This is a genomic window from Bradyrhizobium sp. SZCCHNR1053 (genome assembly GCF_032381235.1).
GTDB lineage: Bacteria > Pseudomonadota > Alphaproteobacteria > Rhizobiales > Xanthobacteraceae > Bradyrhizobium.
Genome location: NZ_JAUHJM010000005.1, coordinates 190,172 through 210,413, shown reverse-complemented (window position 1 = coordinate 210,413; position 20,242 = coordinate 190,172). Strand labels below are relative to the sequence as shown.

18 protein-coding genes and 1 tRNA gene are annotated in these 20,242 nt (G+C 65.1%); 15 read left to right on the top strand and 4 right to left on the bottom strand.

The window, feature by feature from the left end; translation table 11 throughout:
• Nucleotides 1-56 precede the first annotated feature (56 nt).
• The 4 genes from QX051_RS15165 to QX051_RS15150 all read left to right on the top strand — a co-directional run bounded on the left by QX051_RS15165 (nt 57) and on the right by QX051_RS15150 (nt 2,692).
• The gene (locus QX051_RS15165; protein WP_315776659.1) at nt 57-851 is read left to right on the top strand and encodes a hypothetical protein; all 795 of its coding nucleotides are present in this window, start codon (nt 57-59) and stop codon (nt 849-851) included.
• A gap of 158 nt (nt 852-1,009) precedes the next feature.
• Nucleotides 1,010-1,630: a TMEM175 family protein gene (locus tag QX051_RS15160; RefSeq protein WP_315737549.1), complete on the top strand. Its 621-nt coding sequence runs from the start codon at nt 1,010-1,012 to the stop codon at nt 1,628-1,630.
• Between the two features lie 421 nt (nt 1,631-2,051).
• Nucleotides 2,052-2,125, top strand: a tRNA-Gly gene (locus QX051_RS15155).
• Nucleotides 2,126-2,224: 99 nt separating this feature from the next.
• Nucleotides 2,225-2,692, top strand: coding sequence for a hypothetical protein (locus QX051_RS15150; protein WP_315737550.1), 468 nt, complete (start codon nt 2,225-2,227; stop codon nt 2,690-2,692).
• A 76-nt stretch (nt 2,693-2,768) separates the two neighbouring features.
• Here QX051_RS15150 and QX051_RS15145 read toward each other — a convergent pair whose 3' ends face one another.
• The 3 genes from QX051_RS15145 to QX051_RS15135 all read right to left on the bottom strand — a co-directional run bounded on the left by QX051_RS15145 (nt 2,769) and on the right by QX051_RS15135 (nt 4,912).
• Nucleotides 2,769-3,407: a hypothetical protein gene (locus QX051_RS15145; RefSeq protein WP_315776658.1), complete on the bottom strand. Its 639-nt coding sequence runs from the start codon at nt 3,405-3,407 to the stop codon at nt 2,769-2,771.
• A gap of 141 nt (nt 3,408-3,548) precedes the next feature.
• The gene (locus QX051_RS15140) at nt 3,549-3,872 is read right to left on the bottom strand and encodes a hypothetical protein (RefSeq protein ID WP_315776657.1); all 324 of its coding nucleotides are present in this window, start codon (nt 3,870-3,872) and stop codon (nt 3,549-3,551) included.
• 83 nt (nt 3,873-3,955) lie between these two features.
• Nucleotides 3,956-4,912 carry a LysR family transcriptional regulator gene (locus tag QX051_RS15135; RefSeq protein ID WP_315776656.1) on the bottom strand — a complete coding sequence of 319 codons (957 nt, stop codon included), beginning with the start codon at nt 4,910-4,912 and terminating at the stop codon, nt 3,956-3,958.
• A gap of 108 nt (nt 4,913-5,020) precedes the next feature.
• Between QX051_RS15135 and QX051_RS15130 the strand changes: the two genes are divergently transcribed.
• The 8 genes from QX051_RS15130 to QX051_RS15095 all read left to right on the top strand — a co-directional run bounded on the left by QX051_RS15130 (nt 5,021) and on the right by QX051_RS15095 (nt 14,245).
• Nucleotides 5,021-5,902 carry an NAD(P)-dependent oxidoreductase gene (locus QX051_RS15130; protein WP_315776655.1) on the top strand — a complete coding sequence of 294 codons (882 nt, stop codon included), beginning with the start codon at nt 5,021-5,023 and terminating at the stop codon, nt 5,900-5,902.
• 10 nt (nt 5,903-5,912) lie between these two features.
• Nucleotides 5,913-7,442: an aldehyde dehydrogenase family protein gene (locus tag QX051_RS15125; RefSeq protein ID WP_315776654.1), complete on the top strand. Its 1,530-nt coding sequence runs from the start codon at nt 5,913-5,915 to the stop codon at nt 7,440-7,442.
• Nucleotides 7,443-7,517: 75 nt separating this feature from the next.
• Nucleotides 7,518-8,474 carry an N-carbamoyl-D-amino-acid hydrolase gene (locus tag QX051_RS15120; protein ID WP_315737556.1) on the top strand — a complete coding sequence of 319 codons (957 nt, stop codon included), beginning with the start codon at nt 7,518-7,520 and terminating at the stop codon, nt 8,472-8,474.
• 303 nt (nt 8,475-8,777) lie between these two features.
• Entirely contained in the window at nt 8,778-10,379 is a 1,602-nt protein-coding gene (locus QX051_RS15115) for an ABC transporter substrate-binding protein (protein WP_315776653.1), read from the top strand.
• Between the two features lie 15 nt (nt 10,380-10,394).
• A complete protein-coding gene (locus tag QX051_RS15110; protein WP_315754136.1) occupies nt 10,395-11,336 on the top strand; it encodes an ABC transporter permease in 942 nt (313 codons plus the stop codon).
• The gene (locus QX051_RS15105; protein ID WP_315737559.1) at nt 11,333-12,250 is read left to right on the top strand and encodes an ABC transporter permease; all 918 of its coding nucleotides are present in this window, start codon (nt 11,333-11,335) and stop codon (nt 12,248-12,250) included. Before QX051_RS15110 ends, QX051_RS15105 begins: the two co-directional genes overlap by 4 nt.
• A gap of 34 nt (nt 12,251-12,284) precedes the next feature.
• The gene (locus tag QX051_RS15100) at nt 12,285-13,274 is read left to right on the top strand and encodes an ABC transporter ATP-binding protein (RefSeq protein WP_315737732.1); all 990 of its coding nucleotides are present in this window, start codon (nt 12,285-12,287) and stop codon (nt 13,272-13,274) included.
• Nucleotides 13,271-14,245: an oligopeptide/dipeptide ABC transporter ATP-binding protein gene (locus tag QX051_RS15095; RefSeq protein ID WP_315737560.1), complete on the top strand. Its 975-nt coding sequence runs from the start codon at nt 13,271-13,273 to the stop codon at nt 14,243-14,245. The genes QX051_RS15100 and QX051_RS15095 overlap by 4 nt, the downstream gene beginning before the upstream one ends.
• A gap of 974 nt (nt 14,246-15,219) precedes the next feature.
• Here the strand turns inward: QX051_RS15095 and QX051_RS15090 are convergent.
• The gene (locus tag QX051_RS15090; RefSeq protein WP_315776652.1) at nt 15,220-15,594 is read right to left on the bottom strand and encodes a hypothetical protein; all 375 of its coding nucleotides are present in this window, start codon (nt 15,592-15,594) and stop codon (nt 15,220-15,222) included.
• Nucleotides 15,595-16,260: 666 nt separating this feature from the next.
• Between QX051_RS15090 and QX051_RS15085 the strand changes: the two genes are divergently transcribed.
• The 3 genes from QX051_RS15085 (at nt 16,261) to QX051_RS15075 (ending at nt 20,114) form a co-directional block, all read left to right on the top strand.
• Nucleotides 16,261-17,253: an AraC family transcriptional regulator gene (locus QX051_RS15085; protein ID WP_315776651.1), complete on the top strand. Its 993-nt coding sequence runs from the start codon at nt 16,261-16,263 to the stop codon at nt 17,251-17,253.
• Nucleotides 17,254-17,758: 505 nt separating this feature from the next.
• On the top strand, nt 17,759-18,130 hold the full coding sequence (locus QX051_RS15080) for a tRNA-binding protein (protein WP_315737564.1): 372 nt from the start codon (nt 17,759-17,761) through the stop codon (nt 18,128-18,130).
• 22 nt (nt 18,131-18,152) lie between these two features.
• Nucleotides 18,153-20,114: an alpha amylase C-terminal domain-containing protein gene (locus QX051_RS15075; protein ID WP_315776650.1), complete on the top strand. Its 1,962-nt coding sequence runs from the start codon at nt 18,153-18,155 to the stop codon at nt 20,112-20,114.
• Nucleotides 20,115-20,242 lie beyond the last annotated feature (128 nt).

Here is a 20,242-nt window from a genome sequence, read left to right as displayed (position 1 = left end):
GCGGTTCGCTTGCGCGAAGCGCCGAGCCGGGCGGCTCCTCACCATCCGCAGGCGAGGTGGCCAAGGATCAGGGCAAGGACAGCGGGCCGTTCGGCGGATGCGAGCCGATCGGGTTGACGGCGTCGGGCGAGCTGGTGTTCCCGCTGGAATGCAAGAAACTGATCAAGAAGCCGGCCGAGGCGCCCGTTGCCGAGGACAAGATCCCTGCAGACGACAAGACCGCGTCGGTCAATCCCGGACCGTCCGTTCCGAGCCAAGCTGCCAGCGCCGACATTTCGGCCGGTCCCGAGGTCAAGCCTGCCGCGGCTGCGGAGGCGGCTGCGACGACATCCGCCGCCTCGGCTGAGCCGAAGCAGGCCGCAGTTACGGACAAGCAGGATGCGGCTCCGAAGGCCGCCGCAGCAGAGCCAGTCGCCGGCAAGCCGTCCCTGACCAAGCCGTCCGTGAAATCGCCGTCGACGGCGGCGGCAGCAGCGACCAAGCCGTCCTCTGCCAAGCCGTCCTCCGCCAAGACGGCCGCGGCCAATCCGCCCGCGACGACGCCATCCCCAGCCAGGGCCTCATCGGGCAAGCCGTCCTCCGGCAAGGCGGCCCAGGCGCAGGCCGTTGTGGTCGCCGTCAGGGATGCAGCGGCCAAGGATGGCGGCAGGACATCGCGCATGGTCGCCAGCCGGCCGATGATCGTGATGGCGAGGCCTGCGGCCGCAACCCCGACCGCGGCCCGGCTGCATCCGGAGGACAAGCCCCGGCTGCGCACAGCGGGTGTGCCGGCCTGCGTCCAGTTCCGCAGCTACAACCCGGCGACGCGCAGCTATCGCGGCTTCGATGGCCATATCTATGCGTGCCGGTGAGGGCTGCCGCTCGATCGCCGGTTTGGTCTGGAGGGCGGCGAGTGACGTGACAGCCTGCCGCCCAAGGGCGGCAGCGAGGTCGGGCGGTGCGGCGCCGGAGCTGCTATAGAACGTGAGTCTTCATCTCCGTTCCCCGCCGCGGTCGCTTCCGATTCGACATGACAGAGCCTCAGTCCCACCTGTTCGAGATGCGCCGGCTGGAATCGCTGTCCAACACCATCTTCGGTGTGGCGATGACGCTTCTCGCCTACGACCTGCCGAAGCCCAATTTCGCGCATATGCCCGGCTGGATCGACCTGGCGCATACCTATTCCGGCCGTCTCGCCGGGCTGGTCCTCAGCTTCATCATCGCCGGCGTGTTCTGGATCAGCCACCACCGGCGGCTGGCCCGGCAGCCGTTCGCGGGCCGGCCCGTGGTCATCCTGAATCTGTTCTTCCTGTTGTCGATCGTGCTGCTGCCGGTGACCAACGGGCTCTACGGCGGCTACAGGCTGAGCAGCGCGGTGGCCGTCCTCTATGGCCTGCATCTGACGATCATTGCGTCGCTGAACGCCGCGCTGTGGTGGCTCGCGCTTCCAAGCGGCCGCCATGCCGAGATCGCCGGCGCGATCTTTCCCGTCATCGTGTTCGTGCCGGGCATCGTGATCGCAGCGCTTGCACCGGAGTACGTGCAGTATTTCTGGATGCTCGGCTTCGGCGGCTTCCTGGCGCGGCGGTTCGTCCGCAGTGAGCCGGCGCCCCCGGCACCGTCCGCCGGGGAACGGGCGGAGGTGCCATAAAAAACGCGGCGAGCCGTGAGACCCGCCGCGCTTCCGTTCTTGAACTCGCTGGTCCAGGGCCGAGACCGCCCCGTTGCCAAGCCGCGATGGCGCAATCCGCTGACGAATCACGCCCTCAAACGTCGCTCATGAAGAGCCGCTCAGCGGGCGATCCCAGCGAGGTGACAGCGCTTGGTGAAAGACACTGGATCACCTCCTTTCGTTGTTGATGGTGACGCCAATATAGGACGGTCCGGCCGGCGAGGGTAGGGGCAGATTACGGAACCGGGCCGCCGCCGGCGTGCCGCGCCGCGGTCTCGGTGTCGTGCGCTGCCATCGCTTCGGGCCGTTCCATCAGGCCCGATCCGGGACCCATCCGCTTCGAAACCCCGCCCCGAAGAGGTTGAGACCCGCCGCGGACCATGTTAGGGAACGCCCTGATGCGGGTGTAGCTCAATGGTAGAGCAGCAGCCTTCCAAGCTGAATACGAGGGTTCGATTCCCTTCACCCGCTCCAGTATTTTCAGCCACTTAGCCAAAGGTAGGTTCTCTTTGGTGGCAAGTATGGTGGCAACCATTTTACCTGACGATTCATTTTCAAATAGAACACTGACCCATGAGAATCATGCTGGACAGTAATGTGCATGATCTGGTTGCGGCCGATCAGGTTGTGATCGGAGCGATTCAGGAGCGCATCGCGGACGGTCAATTGACGCTCGTTAGCACCCACGTTCAGCGCGATGAGCTGTCGCTGGCTCCAGAGCCGAAGCGCGCTGCTTTGTTGGAGATATACGGACTGGCTGGGAAGGTATCGACAACCGGCGCAATTTGGGACGTTTCAGAGTGGGATGAATGCAGTTGGGGCCGCAATGCAGTCAACGCCTCAATCGTCGCGCACATGGCAGGAAATACGAAGCACGCGGAAGACGCGCTGATAGCTGCAACGGCTGCGGACGAGTCTGATGTTTTGGTAACAAACGAAACCCGGCTCGCCGCAAGAATTCATCGCGCCGGGTTTTCGGTCAAGGTTTGGTCGTGGAGTGAATTCGTCGGGTGGTTGACTGTTTGCCGGCCCGAACTGTGACCTCTTACTTGTTAGCCGTCACCACCGCTGCGTCAACGCCAGCCAGCATGACGCCGCACTAGATTTGGCCTGGTCGCTACGAACTCCACGTCAGCCCTTTAGCTGGTAGCCAACCTTCCCAATCCGGAGGCAGTTGGGAATAGCTCGCTTGTTTTCTGTAGCTCCCAACGACGGGTATCAGGTTGTCGCAGGAGCAGAACTTGTCGACGACAGCTTCCTTGATGGCATGAGCGGCTCTCTTTCCCAGTCTGGCTTCTTCGCTGCGGAACCTTGTCCAAAGCAAGACTTCGATGAACTCATGGACGAGAACGCTGTTGAAATCCAATCCCTTCATTTCCGGATAGCCTACGACCAATCGCGGTGCCATCGGCGTGCCATTGTGCGACCCGCCCGGACCAAACTTGGTCACATGGACGCGCACGACCTTTGGCAACTGTCGCGTAAGCTGCGCAACGAAATCGGAAGCAAATCGATCCTCCACCCGCCGCCATGACTGGACCACGCTCTCCAGACTGGCGCCTGGCAGGTCGTGACGCACGATCGCGTCGCGCAGTCTCTCATCTGAAAACTGAGCTATACCTTGCTCGATCTCCGCTTTGAGTGCATCTGGCCAGGTCACATCGTATTTCTCGGTTCGAAAGAATTCGAGATTTCCAAGTTGGAAGCGGACGTGGGAGGCCTCGTCTTCGATCGTTGAAGAAAAGCGGAACTCCATGATGGCTACCTTCGTGAAACGCCAGTTGAACGACCGTCGACCGGAGCCGACGTGCCCCGATGCAAGGGTTCAATTCCCTTTATTTCAAATATTTCCAGCTCCGAGAAGCCGTTGCAGCGTCGGTCACATTGGCCGAATCGCCTAGTCGCAAGAGACGCGGTTGCCCATCCGCCGGCACGTCCTGCCGTCGCTGAAGTAGGTCGTGTTTCCGATCGTATGCGCCGACGTGCCGTCGCTGTAGTAGGTGTGATTGCCGATCTGCTGCGAGCTGCTGCCGTCGTTGTTGTAGGTGAAGCGCCCGATCTGCTGTGACGAGGAGCCGTCGTTCCAATAAGTGTTGTTGCCGATCCGCTGCCCCGACCTCCCGTCGTCGCACAGGATCTGGTTGCCGATGAACTGGCAGGTCTCGGCCTGGGCCGCTGTCGCCGCCCACAGGCCGAACGCGATCGCGAGAACGTTGCGCATGAGGTCGATTCCCGAGGTTGCAACATCCAATCGCAACCCACGCGCGAGCGCAACGGAAAACGATCCGCGGTGATCTGCGCGGATCAACGTCCGGCGCCGCGCGTCCTGGTCTTGCCGGCGGCTCCGCCGACCCGGAACGCCCGCATCTGGCCACTCAGGAAGCGCAGCAGGTGACCGGCGGCATGCGGCAGCTCGCGGCCGCGCCGGGTGATGACGCAGGCTTCGCTCGAGGCCAGCAGGCGGTTGTCGACCGGCACGGCAGCGAGTGAGCCGTCGGCAAGATCGGCGGCGATCGAGAAGGCGGGCAAGAGCGTCAGGCCGAGGCCGCTCTTGACGAAGTGGCGGAGCACGTTGATCGAGCTGGTGGTCAGCTTCGGCGACAGAGCGATACGTTCGGCGGCCTCCGCCATCGCCACGATCTGGCGCGTGCCGTAGCTCGGATGCATCAGTCCGAGCGGGTGGTCGGCGAGCTCGCGCAGGCGCAAGGGACGGCCGAGCCGCGCCAGCGCGTGATCCGGCGGCATGATCGCGCACAGCGGCTGCCGGCTCGCGGTGGCGATCCGGATGCGGGGATCGGCGCCCGGATTGAACACCAGCCCGATGTGATGGCGATCCTCGGCAACGGCATTGACGACCTCGTTGGTGCCGGCGAGATCGAACGCCATGGTGAGGTCGGGATGGCGCTGCCAGAACCGGCCGAGCGGGCCGGACATCAGGTCGCTGACGAAACCCTCGCCGAGCACGATGTCGACATGGCCGCGCTTGAGGCCCTGCAATTCGCGAAGCTTGGCGACGGTGTCGGTCTGGTCGGCCTGCCATTGTCGGAAGCGCTCGACCAGCAGCGCGCCGGCCTCGGTGGCGCGGATGCCGCGGCTGAGCCGCTCGAGCAGGGTCAGGCCGAGCTCCTTCTCCAGCAGTGCGATCTGCCGGCTGATCACCGACGCGTTGACGTCGAGCGCTTCCGCGGCGGCGCGCACCGAGCCGAGGCGGATCGCCTCGTGCAGATAGTGCAGGCGGTGGTGATCGAGCAGGGCGGACATGGCTTCGGAAACTGTTGACCTCAGGGCAACACTAGCGGCGGAGGGCGCTGATGTCTGCTCCGGATTGGTGCGGCTACGCTGCCGAGGCAAATCCTGGCAGGAGGCCACGTGACGGCGATCGGCATCATCGGACTTGGCAAGATGGGGCGCGGCATGGCGCTGACGCTGAAGGGCGCCGGCTTTGCCGTCACCGGCTATGACGCGCTCGCCGCGACGCGAACGGCGCTGGCGGCCGAGGGCATCGCGATTGCCGACGGCATTGGCGGCGTGATCGCCGCCGCCGACATCGTCATCCTGTCGCTGCCGACCGCCGGCATCGTCGCCGATGTCGTGGAGGGCGCCGGCGGCATCCTCGCGCAGGCCAGGCCCGGCGTCGTCATCGTCGACACCTCGACCTCGCATCCCGAGACCTCGCGCCGGCTCGCAGCCCTTCTCAAGGCGCGCGGCATGGGCTTCGTCGATGCGCCCGTCAGCGGCGGACCGAAGGGCGCGGCGAGCGGCACGATGACCATGGTGATCGGCGCCGACGACGCGGATCTGGCGCGTGTGATGCCGGTGCTGGATCGCATGAGCGCCAAGCGCGTCCATGTCGGCGGCGTCGGCGCCGGCAACGTCGCCAAGATCGTCAACAATCTCCTCTGCGCCGCGCACCTGCTCACCGCCGCGGAGGCGCTGCGCATCGCCGATGCGGCGGGCGTCGATGCCGAGCGGCTGCTGGAAGGTCTGAATGCCGGCTCGGGCCGCTCCGGCGTCACGCTCGTCAACGTGCCCAATTGGATTCTCAACGGCGCCTTCGATTCCGGCTTCACCATGCAGCTGATGCGCAAGGACGTCAGGCTCGCGGCGCAGCTCATCGGTGAGCTCGGACTGTCGCTGCCGATGGCCGCCGACACCGCGCGCATCTGGGCGGACAGCGCCGCCAGCATTGCCGACACTGATGATTTCAACCGCATCGTCGAGCTGCAGCTCGGTTCGATGGCGAAGCCGTGAGCCTGCCGCCATGACCCATTTCATCGATCCCCGCCTGCGCGCCGCGACGCTACCGTTCTGGCCTGACTTGGAGGCCGTTGGCTCCCATGTCGGCGGTGACCTCATCGTCGGCGATGGCGCGACGGTCTCGGTGAATGATCCGGCCACCGGCAGATTGCTGTTCACCTATGCCGATGCCGGCGCCGATGTGGCGGCCAAGGCGGCGGCAGCTGCTGTGGCGGGGCAGGCGGAGTGGGCGAATCTGACCGCCGCGGGCCGCGGCCGCGTGATGCAGGCGGTGGCACGGGCGATCCTCGCCGCGGCCGAGCCGCTGGCGCATTTGGAATCACTGTCCGCCGGCAAGCCGATCCGCGACACCAGGGGCGAGGTCGCCAAGGTCGCGGAGATGTTCGAGTACTATGCCGGCTGGGCCGACAAATTCCACGGCGACGTCATCCCGGTGCCTTCGAGCCATCTCAACTACACGCGTCGCGAGCCGATGGGCGTGGTGCTGCAGATCACGCCGTGGAACGCGCCAATCTTCACCGCGGGCTGGCAGATCGCGCCCGCCATCAGCATGGGCAACGCCGTGCTGCTCAAGCCGTCGGAGCTGACGCCGCTGACGTCGCTGGCGCTGGCAAGCATCGCCGAACGCGCGGGCCTGCCGAAGGGCGTCGTCAACGTGCTCGCGGGTTTCGGCCACACCACGGGGCAGGCCGCGCTGGGCCAGCCTGCGGTCAGGAAGGTCGTGTTCGTCGGTTCGGTACCGACCGGGCGGCTGATCGGCGAGGCTGCGGCGCGCAGGCTGTTGCCGTCGGTGCTCGAGCTCGGCGGCAAGTCCGCCAACATCGTGTTCGCCGATGCCGATCTCGAACGCGCCGCCGTCGGCGCGCAGGCCGCGATCTTCGGCGGCGCCGGACAGAGCTGCGTCGCCGGCTCCAGGCTGCTGGTGCAGGGCGCGGTCTATGACCGCTTCGTCGATCTGGTCGCGAAAGGCGCGGCGAAGATCAGATGCGGCGATCCGCTGTCGGCGGACACCGAGATCGGTCCGATCAACAACGCCAAGCAATATGATCACGTGCTGTCGTTGATCCGCGAAGGCGCGGCGGAGGGGGCCGAGATCGTCGCTGGCGCAAATGGCGTGGCGCAGGACGGCGGATATTTCGTCAAACCGACCGTGCTCAAGAACGTCACCAACGCCATGCGCATCGCGCGCAAGGAGGTGTTCGGTCCGGTCGTCGCCGCGATCCGCTTCGACACCGAGGCGGAGGCGATCGCGATCGCCAATGACAGCGAGTTCGGCCTCGCGGGCGCGGTGTGGACCAGGGATGTCGCGCGCGCGCATCGCGTCGCAGCACAGGTCAAGGCCGGGACGTTCTGGATCAACGCCTACAAGACCATCAACGTCGCCTCGCCGTTCGGCGGCTACAACAACAGCGGCCATGGCCGCTCCTCCGGCGTCGAGGCGCTCTACGAATACACGCAGGTGAAGAGCGTGTGGGTCGAGACCGCGGCCGAGCCGGCCGTGGCGTTCGGCTACGCGCCGGGCTTGCGCGATTGAGCCGGCATGGCATGATCGGTGCAAGAGCTGCGCGCCACGGAACGATCACTTAGTTCCGAAATAAGGAACGGAAACATGCCGCGCTTCGTCAACGTTGCCATTGGTCAGCTCGGCCCGATTGCCAAGAACGAAACACGCACCGCGGTGGTTGCGCGACTGATGGCGTTGATGCGGCAGGCGCACGCCAATGGCTGCGACCTGATCGTCTATCCCGAGCTGGCGCTGACGACGTTCTTCCCGCGCTGGTACATGGCCGATCAGGCCGAGATCGACCTCTATTTCGAGCGCGAGATGCCGGGGCCGGAGACGCAGGCCTTGTTCGCGCTCGCAAAGGATCTGCGCATCGGCTTCTGCCTGGGTTACGCCGAGCTGACGGTCGAAGACGACATCGTGCACCGCTACAACACGGCCATTCTCGTCGACAAGACCGGCGCGATCGTCTCGAAATACCGCAAGGTGCATCTGCCGGGACATGCCGAGCACGAGCCGTGGCGCAAGTTCCAACATCTGGAAAAGCGGTATTTCGAGCCGGGCAAAAGTTTCGGCGTCGCCAGCGCCTTTGGCGGCGTCATCGGCATGGCGATCTGCAACGACCGCCGCTGGCCCGAGACCTATCGCGTGATGGGGCTGCAGGGCGTCGAGATGGTGCTGATCGGCTACAACACGCCGGTGCACAATCCGCCCGCACCGGAGCATGACGACCTTTCGCTGTTCCACAACCGCCTGGTGATGCAGTCCGGTGCCTATCAGAACGGCACCTGGGTGATCGGCGTCGCCAAGGGCGGCATCGAGGAGGGCATCGACCACATCGCCGGCAGCTGCATCATCGCACCCTCGGGCGAGATCGTGGCGGCCTGCGCCACCAAGGGCGACGAGATCGCGCTGGCGCGCTGTGACCTCGATTTGTGCAGATCCTATAAGCAGACGATCTTCAATTTCGACGTCCACCGCCAGCCGCAAGCCTATGGCATGATCGTCGAACGCAAGGGCGAGCGGCTGATGGCGGATGGCTCGCCGGTGCGCAAGCCGTGATGCGGCCAGCTGGCACACTGCGTAGGGTGGGCAAAGGCGCAGCCGTGCTGTTTCCAAATGTGAGACCGCAATGGCGCCGTGCCCACCGTCTTGCGGCGGACTGTGCGGCGCGATGGTGGGCACGGCGCCACGGCGACCTCGGACGCGGAGAGACTATCGCATCGCCTTTGCCCACCCTACGGCACCTGCGCCCTTGCGCCTCGTGCCTCATTTGCGTTCAAATGAATCCCCTTCGCGCGCATGGCATGGGCCTTGCTTACAATTTCGGCAATTGAACTCAGGCAAGTTGCATCAGGAGAGAACATGGATCGCAGAACGGTATTGAAGGGATTGGCGGGCGCGGGTGGCTTGGCGCTGACGGGGTTTGCGGCGCCGGCGATCGCACAAGGCGCTGCCGCGCGCACCTTGCGTTTTGTGCCACAGGCCAATCTCGCCAATTTCGATCCGATCTGGGGCACGCAATATGTCGTGCGCAACGCGGCCGCGATGGTGTGGGATACGCTGTACGGCATCGACGACCAGTTCGTGCCGCAGCGCCAGATGGTGGAATCCGAGCAGGTGTCCGACGACGGCCTGACCTGGACCTTCAAGCTGCGTTCCGGCCTGAAATTCCACGACGGCGAGCCGGTGCTCGCCAAGGACGTCGTCGCCAGCCTCACGCGCTGGTCGGCGCGCGATCCGATGGGCCTGATGCTCAAGGCGCTGCAGAACGAGCTCACGGCCGTCGACGACAAGACCTTCAAATGGGTGTTGAAGCAGCCCTATCCGAAAATGCTGTTCGCGCTCGGCAAGGGCAATGCGCCTTGCGCCTTCATCATGCCCGAGCGCATTGCGCAGACCGACCCGTTCAAGCAGATGTCGGAATATGTCGGCTCTGGCCCGTTCAAGTTCGTCAAGGGCGAGTGGGTGCCGGGCGCCAAGGCCGTGTTCGAGAAGTTCACCGACTACGTGCCGCGCCAGGAGAAGCCGGTCTGGCTCGCCGGCGGCAAGCAGGTGCTGGTCGATCGCGTCGAATGGGTGATCATGCCGGATCCCGCGACCGCGGCCGCCGCGTTGCAGAACGGCGAGGTCGACTGGTGGGAGAACCCGATCACCGATCTCGTGCCGGTGCTGAAGGGCAACAAGAACATCGGCGTCGACATCGGCGATCCCCTGGGCAATGTCGGCTCGTTCCGCATGAACCACCTGCATGCGCCGTTCAACAACGTGAAGGCGCGCCAGGCGATCCTGATGGCGATGAGCCAGGAAGATTATATGCGCGCGCTGGTCGGCGACGACAACGCGCTGTGGAAGCCGCTGCCCGGCTTCTTCACGCCGGACACGCCGCTCTATACCGAGGCGGGCGGCGACATCCTCAAAGGCAAACGCGATTTCGCGGCGGCCAAGAAGCTGCTCGAGGAGGCCGGCTATAAGGGTGAGCCGATCACCTGCGTCGTCGCGCAGGACCAGCCGATCACCAAGGCGTTCGGCGACGTTACCGCCGATCTCCTGAAGAAGCTCGGCATGACCGTCGACTTCGTCGCCACCGATTGGGGCACCGTCGGCGCCCGCCGCGCGCAGAAGACGCCGCCTTCGCAAGGCGGCTGGCACATGTTCCACACTTGGCACGCAGGCGCCGACTGCATCAACCCGGCCGCCTACACCGCGCTGCGCGCCAATGGCGACAAGGCCTGGTTCGGCTGGCCGACCAGCGAGCCCGTGGAAAAGGAGATCACCAACTGGTTCGCCGCCAAGTCGCTCGACGAGGAGAAGGCGGTTGCCGCGCGCATCAACAAGGCCGCGCTCGACGACGTCGTGTTCGCGCCGACCGGCTTCTTCCTCGGCTACACCGCGTGGCGCAAGAACGTCTCCGGCGTGACCAAGGGGCCGATCCCGCTGTTCTGGGGCGTGTCGAAGACGGCGTAAAGCGAAAGACGTCTCATGCTCGCTTATGCGCTCCGACGAGTCCTGTCGACGCTGCCGGTGATGGCGATCGTCGCGCTGTTCGTCTTCAGCCTGCTGTACATCGCGCCGGGCGATCCGGCCGTTGTCATCGCAGGCGACCAGGCGAGCCCGGCCGACGTCGAGCGCATCCGCGCCAATCTCGGACTGGACCAGCCATTCCTGGTCCAGTTCGGCAGTTGGGTGTGGCGTCTGCTGCACTTCGATCTGGGCACCTCGATCTTCACCAACCTGCCGGTGTCGGCCCTGATCGCCCAGCGGATCGAGCCGACCTTGTCGCTGATGATGGTGACTTTGGTCCTCACCATCATCGTCGCGGTGCCGCTCGGCGTCATCGCGGCGTGGAAGGCAGGGACGTGGATCGACCGCATCATCATGGCCTTTGCCGTGTTCGGCTTCTCGGTGCCGGTGTTCGTGGTCGGCTACATCCTGGCCTACGTCTTCGCGCTGAAGTTCGACTGGCTTCCGGTGCAGGGCTACACGCCGCTGGCCCAAGGCGTCTGGCCGTGGCTGCAGAACCTGATCCTTCCGGCGGTCGCGCTCGGCTGCGTCTACATCGCGCTGATTGCGCGCATCACCCGCGCCGCCATGCTCGAGGTGCTGCAGCAGGACTATATCCGCACCGCTCGCGCCAAGGGGCTGGGGCAGGGCGGCATCCTGTTCATTCATGCGCTGAAGAATGCCGCGGTGCCGATCGTCACCGTGGTCGGCATCGGCATCGCGCTTCTGATCGGCGGCGCCGTCGTCACCGAGAGCGTGTTCGCCATTCCCGGTCTCGGCCGGCTCACCATCGATGCCATCCTGCGCCGTGACTATCCGGTGATCCAGGGCATCGTGCTGCTGTTCAGCTTCGTCTACGTGCTCGTCAATCTCCTGATCGACATCACCTACACCCTGGTCGACCCGAGGATCCGCTATTGACCGCCACGACATCCACATCGCCGCCGCCGGGCCTCGTCCTCGCCCCTGTTCTGCCCGACCTGATGGTTGCGCCGAAGATCCGGCGCGGCGCCATCGGCTTCCTGCGCAACCATCCGACGGTGGCGATCGGCGGCGCGCTGCTGCTGCTGCTCGTCATCATCGGCGTGTTCGCGCCATTCCTCTTCACCGTCGATCCCACCGCGATCGCGCCGGCCAAGCGCACGCGGCTGCCGTCGGCGGATTTCTGGTTCGGCACCGATGCGCTCGGCCGCGACATCTATTCCCGCGTGCTCTATGGCACCCGTGTCTCGCTCACGGTTGGCCTCGCGGTGGCGCTTGGCGCCTCCTTGATCGGGCTCACGATCGGTCTCGTCGCTGGCTTCGTGCGCTGGGCCGACGGCGTGCTGATGCGCTGCATGGATGGGCTGATGTCGATCCCGCCGATTTTGCTGGCGGTGGCGCTGATGGCGCTGACGCGCGGCAGCGTCGGCAACGTCATCCTCGCCATCACCATCGCCGAGATCCCGCGCGTGGCGCGGCTGGTGCGCGGCGTCGTGCTGTCGTTGCGAGAGCAGCCCTATGTCGATGGCGCCGTCGCCTCGGGCACGCGCACGCCGATGGTCATCCTGCGCCACATCCTGCCGAACACGACCGCGCCGATGCTGGTGCAGGCGACCTACATCTGCGCCAGCGCCATGATCACCGAGGCGATCCTCTCCTTCATCGGCGCCGGCACGCCGCCGACCATCCCGTCCTGGGGCAACATCATGGCCGAAGGCCGCGCGCTGTGGCAGGTCAAGCCCTACATCGTGTTCTTCCCGGCGGCGTTCCTGTCGGTGACGGTGCTCGCGGTAAATCTCGTCGGCGACGGCCTGCGCGACGCGCTCGACCCGCGCATGGCGAAGAACCCATGAGCAGCGCAGTCAGAGATCGCCGGGAGCTCAAATGATGCCATTGCTCGAGGTCGAGAATCTGCAGGTGCATTTCCGCACCCCCACCGGCATCAACCGCGCCGTCGACGGCGTGTCGTTCCACGTCAACCCCGGCGAGACGCTCGCCATCGTCGGTGAATCCGGCTGCGGCAAGTCGGTCACGTCGATGTCGATGATGCGCCTGATCCCGGAGCCGCCCGGCAAGATCGCCGGCTCCATCCGCCTCGAGGGCAGGGAGATCCTGACGCTCTCCGACCGCGAGATGCGCGCGCTTCGCGGCAACGACATCTCGATGATCTTCCAGGAGCCGATGACCAGCCTCAACCCGGTGCTGACGGTTGGCCGCCAGATCGGCGAGACCTTGCGGCTGCATCAGGGGCTCGACCAGGCGCAGGCGGAGGCGCGCGCGGTGGAGATGCTGACCCTGGTCGGCATCCCCGAGCCGGCACGGCGCGTGCGCGAATATCCGCACCAGCTCTCCGGCGGCATGCGCCAGCGCGTGATGATCGCGATGGCGCTCGCCTGCAATCCAAAGCTCCTGATCGCCGACGAGCCGACCACCGCGCTCGACGTCACCATCCAGGCGCAGATCCTCAAGCTGATGCTGGAACTGAAGCAGCGCGTCGGCGCGGCGATCATCCTGATCACCCATGATCTCGGCGTCGTTGCCGAGGTCGCCGAGCGGGTGATGGTGATGTATGCGGGCCGCAAGGTCGAAGAAGCGCCGGTGAGGGAACTGTTCCGCAGCCCCCGCCATCCCTACACGCAGGGCCTGCTCGGCGCGCTGCCGAAGCTCGGCTCGTCGCTGTCGGGCGAGATCAAGCGGCTCGCGGAGATTCCCGGCCAGGTGCCGGACCTCAAGCAGCGCATCGAGGGCTGCGTGTTCGCCGGCCGCTGCGCGCTCGCCACCGATGTGTGCCGGCAATATGCGCCGGGGCTGGAGCAGAAGGCGCCGCACCACATCGCTGCCTGTCACTTCGCCGCCAAGGAGCAGGCCGCCGCATGAGCGCTCCCTTGCTGCAGGTCAACGACCTCAAGAAGCATTTTCCGATCCGCAGCGGCCTGTTCGGCCGAGCCAAGAGCCGGGTGCACGCCGTCGACGGCGTGTCGTTCGAGATCGCGCGCGGCGAGACCCTGTCGCTGGTCGGCGAATCCGGCTGCGGCAAGTCGACCGTCGGCCGCGCCATCCTGCGGCTGTTCGACATCACGGCCGGACAGATCGTGCTCGACGGCCTGCGCATCGACGATCTCGGCCCGCACCGCCTGCGCGAGATGCGCCGCCGCGTGCAGGTCGTGTTCCAGGATCCGTTCTCCAGCCTCAATCCGCGGATGCGCATCCGCGACATCCTCGCCGAGCCGATCAACAATTTCGGCCTCGCCAAGACTGCGGCCGAGCGCGATGCGCGCATTGCCGAGCTGATGGAGATCGTCCGGCTGCCGCGCGACGCCGTGAACCGCCGCCCGCACGAATTCTCCGGCGGCCAGCGCCAGCGCATCGGCATTGCACGCGCGCTCGCCGCCAAGCCCGACCTGATCGTTTGTGACGAGGCGGTGTCGGCGCTCGACGTCTCCGTCAAGGCGCAGATCGTCAACCTGCTGCAGGATTTGCAGCGCGAGTTCGGCCTCGCGCTCCTCTTCATCAGCCACGACCTCGCCATCGTCGAGCACATGACGCACCGCGTCGCCGTGATGTATCTCGGCCGCATCGTCGAGCTCGCCCCGCGCCGCCAGATCTTCGCGTCCCCCGGCCATCCCTACACCAGGGCGCTTCTCTCAGCCGTCCCAATTCCCGAGCCCGGCGCCGAGCGCACCCCGATCATTCTCAAGGGCGATGTTCCCAGCCCCGTCAACCCGCCCAAGGGCTGCCGCTTCAACACCCGCTGCCCGCTCGCATTCGACCGCTGCCGAGTGGAGGCGCCCGAGCTGCGTCTGAAGGGCGAGGACCAGTGGGTGGCGTGCCATCTGGAGAATGTGTAGTTGTAGTCGTGTAGGCGCTACGCGGCGAAGGCCGCGCAGCGACGTGCCCACGGCCCGGTGCGAATGACAGCTTGATGCACGAGACCGTCGGGCCGATCGTCGTTGCAAGCGCAGCGAAGCAATCCAGAATCGTTCCGCGGCGGCAGTCTGGATTGCTTCATTGCGCTCGCCATGACGGAGGAGAGATGGTGCGTTTCTCGCGCGGATCTGTCTGGGTGCGGCGCGTAGCCCGCATGAGCGATAGCCGGCGCGCGGGACGCGCGTCGGCGCCAGCGACATGCGGGGTCTCACGTGCCGTGTCGTTGAACCCGGATGTCGCTGCGCTCATCCGGGCTACGTGACGACTGATCCGCGTCTCCGCTCTCCCGCCAACCTCCGTTGTCGTCCCGAGCAAGCCACGACGGCGCGAAGCGGCGGCGGGGCGCCGACCCGGGACCTATCCTCCGTAAAGGCCGTTGGGCTGCGGACGTCGGGCCATCTCATGTCACCAATCCCCCGTGGTTATGGGTCCCTGCGTACGCCGGGAAGACAGCGGAGTTTTGGGAGGCTGCGAGACTCTGCGGCGAGCGGCCGCGATGCGCGTGGGGGACCCTGGGACCCATCGGCCGCACCGGCCTCGTCAATCGACGGCACGCGGCCCCGTCTCCAGCGGTGGAAGGCGGCATCGCTGCGCCGCGTGCCGGCGCTGCACCCCATGTTTGAGGAACGGTACCACAGCCGTGCCCGGTTCCGACCAGCCGTCGGCTCACCGGGGTACGGCCTCGGCCGCTTTAGGCTGCAAGCGATCGACTGAATTTCGTCCAATAGAACGTCGCAAAGCGCGATCTGCGACAACAGGGTGGCCTCTGTCGATTGGAGCGACGTCGGCCGATCGAGGCGCAGCTTTGCTGCGCGGAGTCTACTTAGCGATTTCAATACAGCCTGATTGGACAGGTCGCCGCTTCGAATATCGGTCATTTTTTTCTGCACCACGACTACACCAGACCCGTCGCATCAGGACCGATTTGGTTCAAAGCAATCGGTATGCCACGAAGGGGGCCGGGAGCGGACAACTCGACCTTGCGGATCCCTTCGGCGTCTGCAAAGCAGCGCCCAGGGACATCAATTGGCGGTTTGCAGTCGGTTCCGAATTTAGAACCTGGCACGTTGAGTTGACGATTTGCGTGCCTGATTGGCAACTTATCGCTTTTGGTCGAGCGATTGGCGACCTGCTGATAACGTATTGCAGTCGTGCCAGACTGGAAGATGATCGCTGTGCCCGGCGAGGGGATGACCTGGTGCACTGCCACTGAACTGGTAATCCCTACAAGATAAGTAATAGAATGCAACGTGACCGTCTTGATAAGCATGATAAGGACTCACTTCATATCGCCTCATATCGACAGGCGTGTGGACGTTGCCAGGCTCGCGTTGTGACAAGGTCATAAGTTCATCGCTTCGGTGACCTGCTTTGCAATATCGAGTATCTCAAGCGCCCAGCGTCGACGGTTGGGCGGCGCTTGTCTTGATCACCTGATCCCCATTCCCTCAAAGCCGTCGAGCAGCACGCGAACGACGCCCGCTCAAGCTTGAGAGCCAATCATGAGGACTGTGTCCCATAGGAAACGTGAGACACTGGCGGTGTGTCAGTGGGCAGGATGATCACCGCCTCGTCCAGCACGGACCTCATGAGTTCCACGTCGTCGGGCTGAAATACTGGTCCCGTGCCGCCACGTTCGTCTCCTCTCTTGCGGCCGCAGAGAAGACCTGCGGCCTGTTCATCTCAACGAGATTGAAGCGCGTCGCGCAGCGATTTTGAAGTCATTCTCAAGTCCAGTCTCTGCAAACTTTGCTCAGAATTAGCTGCATCACTAGCCAATTACCCTTTCGAATTAACATGTGAGAAACGGGAACCTGATGGAACTGAGGCGCCTGCCGCCTGACGAAAGTGTTCGGAGGTTGACTTGGATCAGCCCGGAAGACGTACGCTCCAATATTTTGGCAAAAGCCATATAAGAGTGGGGACCGATCCTCCGATGAACCTCGACCGATCCGTGAGCCTGCTGAGCCGCGCTCCCGTCATTCGTACAGACGATCCGGAGGCGATGGAGCACGCGTTGCGTACGGTGTACGGGGCAACTGGATTCGCAGTCTCCAACGCAGATGACTTCCAGGGGGTGGGCAACTACCTTCAGCTTGCGAGCATCGGCCTCGGCTTTTGTGCATATGGCGGCGCAAGGTCAGTCGTCGAGTTCCCGGAGAGCGACTTCGCGCGCCTGCAAATTGCCCTCAAAGGCAGCGCTGTGACCATTCTGAATGGCACGGCGATCGCGGTAACCGAGCGGCAGTCCTGCATAGTTGCGCCGGGCGAGCCCAACAAGATTGTGTTCGAGCCAGGTTATGAGCAGCTCATTCTTCGAATAAGCGCGAGGGCGTTGGAGCAGACATTGACGACGCTGCTCGGTGCAAAGCCAGCCGGTGTCCTCAAGTTTGATCCCATAGCGGCTGCGGTGCAGCCGAACGCTCTGGTCTTGCGCGATCTGGCGATGTTCCTCGCTCATCAGTTGGATGCGGCGGCGACAGAGCTGCCACGCACGGTGCTCGTCGAACTGGAGCAGGCTCTCATCGTTTCCTTCCTGTCGGCTCACCGCCACAATTTCAGCGAGCTGTTGGAGAGAGCCGAAAAGGACGTCGTGCCGCGGATCGTCCGGCTGGCCGAAGAGTATATCGAGGCCTCTTGGGACCGCGCCATCACGATCGAGGCGCTGGCATCACAGACAGGCGTCAGCATCCGCGCGCTCTATACTGCTTTCAAGAAGAGCCGCGGATACTCGCCGATGGCGTTTGCGAAAACGGTGCGATTGCGACGGGCAAAGCAGATGCTCTCGGGGGCAGATCAGCGCACCTCCGTCTCTGCAGTCGCCTTCAATTGCGGCTTCGGAAATCTCGGACACTTCGCAAGAGACTATCGCGACATGTTCGGTGAGCTTCCATCCGAAACTCTGTCGCGCGGGCGGCGCGCCGCCTAGCTCGCCTGACAGAAGCGCCGGCCAGGACCATTCCCAAGAGCGCCGGGGCCGGCAACGCGCGGTGGGCAGGTTGTGCCCGGCGAAGCTTGCTGATGATGTCCAGTAGTCGCAGCCAGGCTGGGCCTCCGTGCTGTGTCTGGAGGCAAAGCGACCGAACTGCGACATTACGGGCGACGTGTCATAATCATTGCGCTCGGCGGCGGACATGCTGCAGGGCGGGTCAAGGCGTGCACGCGACGATTCGCCGGATAGCGACATTCCATGGCGATTCACGCACCTCCCGCTCGGCGATGCGGGGCAGCGGCACCCCCGCTCGCCCAGCCTGCGATTGAAGGCTTCGCACCCTGCGACCGGCCTGCCACACCAATACAGCCAATCGTCCATATGCCGTGCCGTCGCCGGGCGGGTGCATTGTCAGGAGCCCTTATGGCGATTAAAGATTCCGACCCAGACCGCGTCGGCACCGCAAGCCTTCCCGCGCGGTCATGCGTTCGATGAGGCCGCCATGCATCTTGCCCATGATCCCACAGCGCCGGCGGCAGCAGGGATCAGCTTCGACCAGTTCCTGGTCGTCGACATCCGCGTCGGCACCATCGTCGCGGCCGAGCCCTATCCGGAGGCGCGCAAACCGTCGCTGAAGCTGACGATCGATTTCGGGCCCGGCATCGGCACCAGGCGCTCCAGCGCCCAGATCGCCACGCTCTACGATCCAGCCACCCTGATCGGCCGCCAGGTCGCCGGCGTCGTCAATTTCCCGCCGCGCCAGATCGGCAAGTTCATGTCCGAGGTGCTGACGCTCGGCTTCCCGGACGAGGCCGGCAACGTCGTGCTGTTCCAGCCGGACAAGCCCGTGCCGAATGGCGCGCGGCTGTTCTGAGCGCCGGGGAGAGCCGACCATCATGGATATGCTGCTCGAACCTGTTACGCTGCCGCCATTCCCCGAAGGATTGAGGATTTCGCTGCGGCAGATGCATCTTCTCCAGGCTCCCATGGGCGGCACCCTGGTGACCGGCGGCGCTACCTTCCGCGTGTTCGCGCCGCATGCCAAGGCGGTCTACGTCTCCGGCCCGTTCAACGACTGGGCGCAGGACGCGAGCTGCCGCCTAGCGCCGATCGGCAACGGCCATTGGGCGATCTTCATCCCCGGCCTGAAGGACGGCGACGCCTACATGTACTTCGTCGAAGGCGAGGGCACCTCGGGCTACAAGCGCGATCCGCATGCGCGGCTCTTGACCGTCGATCCGCCGTTCCCGCAATCGCATTCGGTGCTGCGTAATCCCAACGCGTTTCCCTGGCACGACACCGCGTTCACACCGCCGCCTTATAGCGAGCTCGTGATCTACCAGCTCCACGTCGGCACCTTCGACATGAAGGCGGGCAATCCCGACGGCTGCTTCTTCGACGTGATCGAGCGCGTGCCGCACCTGGCGAAGCTCGGCATCAACGCCATCGAGCTGCTGCCGGTGCAGGAATTCCCGACCATGTTCAGCATGGGCTACAACGGCACCGACCTGTTCAGCCCGGAAACCGACTATGGCGAGGCCGAGGAGGCGCATCTCGCCGCCTATGTCGCCCGCACCAATGAGATCCTGGTCGCGGCTGGCGCGGCGCCTTACGCCGGCGTCGACACCGTGCGTCATTGCGACGACCAACTGCGCGCCTTGATCGACGTCTGTCATGTCCATGGCATCGCGGTGCTGTTCGACGTCGTCTACAACCACGCCGGCGGCGGTTTTGACGAGAACAGCATCTGGTTCTTCGACCGTCAGGCCTATGGCGATCCCAACCGCAGCCTGTACTTCACCGACCAGGGCTGGGCCGGCGGCCAGGTGTTCGCCTATTGGAACGCCGACGTTCGGCAGTACCTCGTCGACAATGCCGTGATGCTGTACCGCGAGTACCACGCCGACGGCCTGCGCTTCGACGAGGTCAGCGTGATGGACCGCTTCGGCGGCTGGGCGACCTGCCAGCAGCTCACCGAGGCGCTGCGCGCCGAGAAGCCCGACGCGTTCCAGATCGCCGAATATTGGCCGGTGAACCCGTGGGTGGTGAGGGACATCGCACAAGGTGGCGCCGGCTTCGACGCGACCTGGAGCGACGGCCTGCGCCTTGCTGTGCGCGGCGCCGTCGCCAGCGCGGCCGGAGGCGCCGGCGCTGCCGTTGCGATGCAGCCGATCGCCGCGGCGATCGCCGATCTCAGCCTCGACAAGCGCTGGCGCGCGGTGAACTCGATCGAGAACCACGACATCGTCTATGCCGGCCGCGAGCCGCGCATCCCGCGCCTCGCCGATCCCGTCGACAGCCGCTGCTGGTATGCGCGCAGCCGCAGCCGCGTCGCCACGGGCCTGTTGCTGACCGCGCCGGGCATCCCGATGCTGTTCATGGGCCAGGAACTGTTCGAGGACAGACCATGGAGCGACACGCCGAACCCCGACACAACGATCAGTTGGGCGCTGCTTGACGGCGAGGACAAGATCACCGCCGATGCGATGCGCTTTACCAGCGAACTGATCGCGATCCGCCGCACCCATCCGGCGCTGACCGCCGAAGGCTGCGCCATCGTCCACGTCCATGACGGCAACCGCGTGCTCGCCTTTCACCGCTGGGATGGCCAGGGCGACGACGTCGTCGTAATCGTGAGCCTGAGCGAGACGCCATGGCGCGACTACGCGATCGGCTTTCCGGCGGCCGGGCAGTGGAAAGAGGTGTTCAACAGCGACGTCTACGACAATTGGGTCAATCCGGATGTCGTCGGCAACGATGGCGCTGTGATCGCAGGCGGCCCGGCGCTGCACGGCCAGCCGTGCTCGGCGATGGTGACGATCCCGGCGAACGGCGTGCTGGTGTTTGCGCGGGCGTAACGGCCGTAGGGTGGGCAAAGGCGCAGCCGTGCTCTGTCCACGACCCAGATCGGGATTGCGCCGTGCCCACCATCTTTGCCGTCGAGCTCGCCGATCCACGATGGGCACGCTGCCGCCTTCGGCGGCCG